5 protein-coding genes are annotated in these 4,504 nt (G+C 70.1%); 2 read left to right on the forward strand and 3 right to left on the reverse strand.

Features of this window, described 5'->3' with window-relative positions:
- The 3 genes from GXZ33_RS02305 to GXZ33_RS02315 all read right to left on the reverse strand — a co-directional run.
- The coding region (locus GXZ33_RS02305; RefSeq protein WP_291339237.1) for an adenosylmethionine--8-amino-7-oxononanoate transaminase at positions 1-1,197 on the reverse strand (1,197 nt) is incomplete at its 3' end.
- A 53-nt stretch (positions 1,198-1,250) separates the two neighbouring features.
- Positions 1,251-2,054: a segregation/condensation protein A gene (locus GXZ33_RS02310; RefSeq protein WP_291339238.1), complete on the reverse strand. Its 804-nt coding sequence runs from the start codon at positions 2,052-2,054 to the stop codon at positions 1,251-1,253.
- A complete protein-coding gene (locus GXZ33_RS02315) occupies positions 2,051-2,932 on the reverse strand; it encodes a ParA family protein (protein ID WP_291339239.1) in 882 nt (293 codons plus the stop codon). The genes GXZ33_RS02310 and GXZ33_RS02315 overlap by 4 nt, the downstream gene beginning before the upstream one ends.
- A 271-nt stretch (positions 2,933-3,203) precedes the next feature.
- Between GXZ33_RS02315 and GXZ33_RS02320 the strand changes: the two genes are divergently transcribed.
- A complete protein-coding gene (locus GXZ33_RS02320) occupies positions 3,204-3,767 on the forward strand; it encodes an ATP-binding cassette domain-containing protein (protein ID WP_291339240.1) in 564 nt (187 codons plus the stop codon).
- 24 nt (positions 3,768-3,791) lie between these two features.
- The coding region (locus GXZ33_RS02325) for an ATP-binding cassette domain-containing protein (protein ID WP_291339241.1) at positions 3,792-4,504 on the forward strand (713 nt) is incomplete at its 3' end.

Genomic DNA, 4,504 nt, shown 5'->3' on the forward strand with positions numbered 1-4,504 from the left:
GATCTGCGCGACGTCGTCGTCGGTGCAGATGTACGGCGGCATCGTGTAGACGAGCCGTCCGAAGGGGCGCAGCCACACGCCCTCCGCCAGGGCCGCCTCCGTGGTGGCCCGCATGTCCACGGGGTGGTCCATCTCCACGACGCCGATCGCGCCGCGCACCCGCACGTCCGCCACCCCCGGGGCCCCGGCCAGGTCGGCCAGCCCCGCGCGCAGGCCGGCCTCGATGCGGGGGACGTCCTCCCGCCAGGTGCCCGCGGCCACCAGGTCGAGGGAGGCGCACGCGACGGCGCAGGCCAGCGGGTTGGCCATGAAGGTCGGGCCGTGCATGAGGGTGTCGATGGCCGCCGCCACCTCCGGGGTGCACAGGGTGGCGGCCAGTGTCATGAATCCGCCGGTCAGCGCCTTGCCCACGCACATGATGTCGGGGCGCACCCCGACGCCGGTGGTGACGAAGAGCTCGCCGGTCCGGCCGAAGCCCGTGGCGATCTCGTCGACGATGAGCAGGATGCCGTGGCGGTCGCAGATCTCCCGCAGCCCCACGAGCAGGGCGGGGTCGTGGAAGCGCATGCCCCCGGCACCCTGCACCCCGGGCTCGACGATGACGGCGGCAACGGTGGTGTCGACAAGCATCTCGAAACGCCGGAGGTAGTCACCGACCTCGCCGGTGGGTGGGGCCGGTGCGAAGATCTGCTCGGCGAGGGTCCCCGCCCACAGGGAGTGCATGCCGCCGTCGGGGTCACAGACGCTCATCGCGGCGAAGGTGTCGCCGTGGTAGCCGGAACGCCAGGTGAGCAGGCGGGTGCGCTCCGGCCGGCCGATGCCGCGGGAGTACTGCAGGGCCATCTTCACCGCGACCTCGACGGAGACGGACCCGGAGTCGGAGAAGAAGACGTGCGGCAGGCTGGTCATGTCGACGAGCCGCTCAGCGAGCCTGACCGCCGGTTCGTGGGTGAGGCCGCCGAACATCACGTGGCTCATGCGGCCGATCTGCTCCGTGGCGGCGGCCACCAGCGCGGGGTGGCCGTGTCCGTGGATGGCGGCCCACCAGGAGCTCATGCCGTCGATGACGCGGCGGCCGTCGGCGAGTTCCAGATGGATGCCCTCCGTGGCGGCGACGGGGAGGTTCGTGGTGTGTGCGGGCGCGTAGGGGTGCCACACGTGGGCCCGGTCGCGGCTGACTATCTCGGCGGGTTGCACAGTGCTCCTCCGGCAGGTGGACGATGGTATTGAACACCATTCAATCACGCCGCTCAGTCCCAGTTGTCCGCGGCCACCACCGTCGGGTCCACCTCCAGTCCCGTCCAGCTGACCGACAGCTCCCCCAGGGCCTCCTCCTGCAGCGTCTCCACGGCCTGCGCCTTGTAGAGCTCCAGCAGGGCGAGGAAGCGGCCGACCACCTCCATCGACACCGTGCAGTCCCGGGTCAGCGCCTGGAAAGTCAGCCAGTGCCCCACCCCCATGAGCTGCAGCGTGTCCAGGATGCGCCCGGCCTGCTCCGGGACCGACACCGCCACCTGATGCAGATGTGCGGTGCCCACCTCCTCCGGCGGACGCGGACGGAACACCCCCGCGGCGACCTCCGCGAAACCGGCCGGCGTGAGCCCCAGCACCACCGGCGGCATGAGGTCCGCGAACTGCGGCTCCATGCCCACCGCCCGCGGGTAGCGGCGCTGCGCCTTCTTCTGCCAGGTGGCGAACAGGTCGGCCACCTGCTTGTACGCCCGGTACTGGAGAAGTCGGGCGAACAGCAGGTCACGGGTCTCCAGGAGGGCGAGGTCCTCCAGGTCGTCGACGTCCCCGCGCGGGAGGAGGCGGGCGGCCTTGAGGTCCAGCAGGGTGGCGGCGACGACCAGGAACTCGGTGGTCTCGTCGAGGTCCGCCGTCTCCCCGAGGGCACGGGTGTAGGCGATGAACTCGTCGGTCACCTCGGAGAGGGCCACCTCGGTGACGTCGAGACGCCGGGACCCGATGAGCTGCAGCAGCAGATCGAAGGGCCCCTCGAAGTTGTTGAGCGCGACCCGGAAGCCCGGGGACTCCGCCTGCCCACCGGTCACCGGAGCGCGGTCCGCTCCAGCACCTCGAGGGCCAGGTTGCGGTACTGCTCCGCGCCCTGGGAGGACGGTGCCCAGGTGATGATCGGCTCACCGGCGACGGAGGTCTCCGGGAACCGCACCGTGCGGGTGATCACCGAGTCGAAGACCCGGTCACCGAAGACCTCCACCACGCGCGACATGACCTCGCGGGCGTGGGAGGTGCGACGGTCGAACATGGTGACCAGGATGCCCAGGATCTCCAGGTCGAAGTTGAGGCGGTCCGCGACCTTCTCCACCGTGTCCGTGAGCAGCGCCAGGCCACGCAGCGAGAAGTACTCGCACTCCATCGGGATGATGACACCGTGGGAGCAGGCCAGCGCGTTGACGGTGAGCAGACCGAGGGAGGGCTGGCAGTCGAGGATGATGAAGTCGTACTCCTTCATCACCGGACGCAGGGCGCGGGCCAGGGTCTGCTCGCGGCCGACCTCGTTGACGAGCTGGATCTCCGCCGCCGAGAGGTCGATGTTGGCGGGCACCAGATCCATGCCCGGGACCGCGGTCTGGTGGATCGCCGAGTGGATCGAGGTCTGGTTGTCGAGCAGCAGATCGTAGACCGTGATGTCGAGCTCGTCGTGCGGGACGCCGAGGCCCGCCGAGAGCGCGCCCTGCGGGTCCAGGTCGACGAGGAGGACCTTGCGGCCGAGCTCCGCGAGGCAGGCGCCCAGGTTGATGGTCGACGTCGTCTTGCCGACGCCGCCCTTCTGGTTGCACATCGAGATGATCGTCGCGGGCCCGTGCCTGTCCAGGGGCTCGGGCTGCGGCAGCTCGCGCACCGGGCGGCCGGTCAGACCGAGCTCGACACCGGGATCCTGAGACAGTCCCTCTCGGCTCACAGTCATACCCTCTTCCTTGACTGAATCGACTACCGGCTAATTACGCCATTGTCACACAGGGTACATCGTGAATCCCGTGGACTTCGACGACACGTCGCAGTGCCGAAAAGTCAATGCTAAAGACTTGACGTAGACATCTGATGAGTAATCATTTATTCTCTCCCTCATGCATCTGTACTTCCTGTAGGAACACACCCCGCACACGCCCTCCGGCCCAGCCGTGACGTCGGCGTGTGCTCCGTCGTTCCCCACACACCCACGTACAGAAAGCACCCCGATGCCCGCACATCTCCGCGCGGAATCCATATCCGCCACCCGCGGCACACGCACCGTCTTCACCGACCTCTCGCTCACGCTCTCCCGCGGCGACCGTCTCTTCGTCGTCGGCGAGAATGGCCGCGGCAAGACCACCCTCATCCACGTCCTCACCGGACGCCTCCTCCCCGACTCCGGACACGTCACCCGCCACGGCAGCCTCGCCGTCGCCGAACAGCAGATGGCCGTCTCCGGCACCGTCGGTGACGCCGTCCGCGAGACGATCCGCCCGGCAGAGCTCGCCCTCGCGCGTCTCGACGCCGCCCTGCCCACCATCGAATCCGACCCCGACGAGTACACGACGGCACTCGTGGAGGCCGAGCGCCTCGACGCCTGGGACGCCCACCGCCGCGTCCGCTCCGCCCTCGCCTCCCTCGACGCCGACTTCCCCGACGAGGTGGCCCTCGACGACCTGTCCGTCGGGCAGCGCTACCGCGTCCGCCTGGCGTGCCTGCTCGCCGGCCACCACGACCACCTGCTCCTCGACGAGCCCACCAACCATCTCGACCACGCGGGACTTACCTAGCAGCTCCGCGAACGCTCCGGCTCGGTGCTCGTCGTCTCCCACGACCGGGCGCTCCTGGCAGATCTGGCCACCACGGTCCTCGACCTCGACCCCACACCGGACGGACTGCCCCGCGTCTGGGGCACCGGCTACGAGGGGTACCGGGCGGGGCGCGCCGCCCTCGAACAGGCCTGGGCGGACGACCACGCCGCCCAGACCGCCCGTCAGGCACGGCTGCAGTCCGACCTGCAGCAGGCACAGTCCCGGCTGAGCACCGGCTGGCGCCCGCCCAAGGGCACCGGCAAGCACGCCCGCCAGTCACGGGCCCCGGGTGTGGTCCAGGCGGTGAAGCGTCGGCAGGAGGCGCTGGAGGCCAATGCCGTCACACTGCCCCCGCCACCCCCGGTGCTCATCTTCCCGCGCCTCCACGCGAAGCCGACGCGCACCTACCTCCACGCCGAGGGACTCTCCCTGGAGGGGCGCCTCCGCGGACCGGTCGACCTGACGGTCCGGGGCGGCGACCGCCTGGTCATCACCGGCCCCAACGGTGCGGGCAAGTCGACGCTCATCGACATCCTCACCGGCCGCCTGTCACCCGGCACCGGTGTGGTCAGCGTGCCCGATCGGGGCGCCCTCGGATTCCTCCCCCAGGAATCCACGGACACTGATGAGCCGCTGTCCATGGGTCAGCAGCGACGCCGCGACATCGCGCGCGTCCTCGCCGCCTCCCCCGCGGTACTGCTTCTCGACGAACCCAC

This window comes from Corynebacterium sp. (assembly GCF_012838985.1).
Classification (GTDB): Bacteria; Actinomycetota; Actinomycetes; order Mycobacteriales; family Mycobacteriaceae; genus Corynebacterium.

Bases quoted from the DNA above. Each gene is read 5' to 3' on its own strand.
- GXZ33_RS02320 (WP_291339240.1), top strand. From the start codon at position 3,204: ATGCCCGCACATCTCCGCGCGGAATCCATATCCGCCACCCGCGGCACA.
- GXZ33_RS02315 (WP_291339239.1), bottom strand. From the start codon at position 2,932: ATGACTGTGAGCCGAGAGGGACTGTCTCAGGATCCCGGTGTCGAGCTC.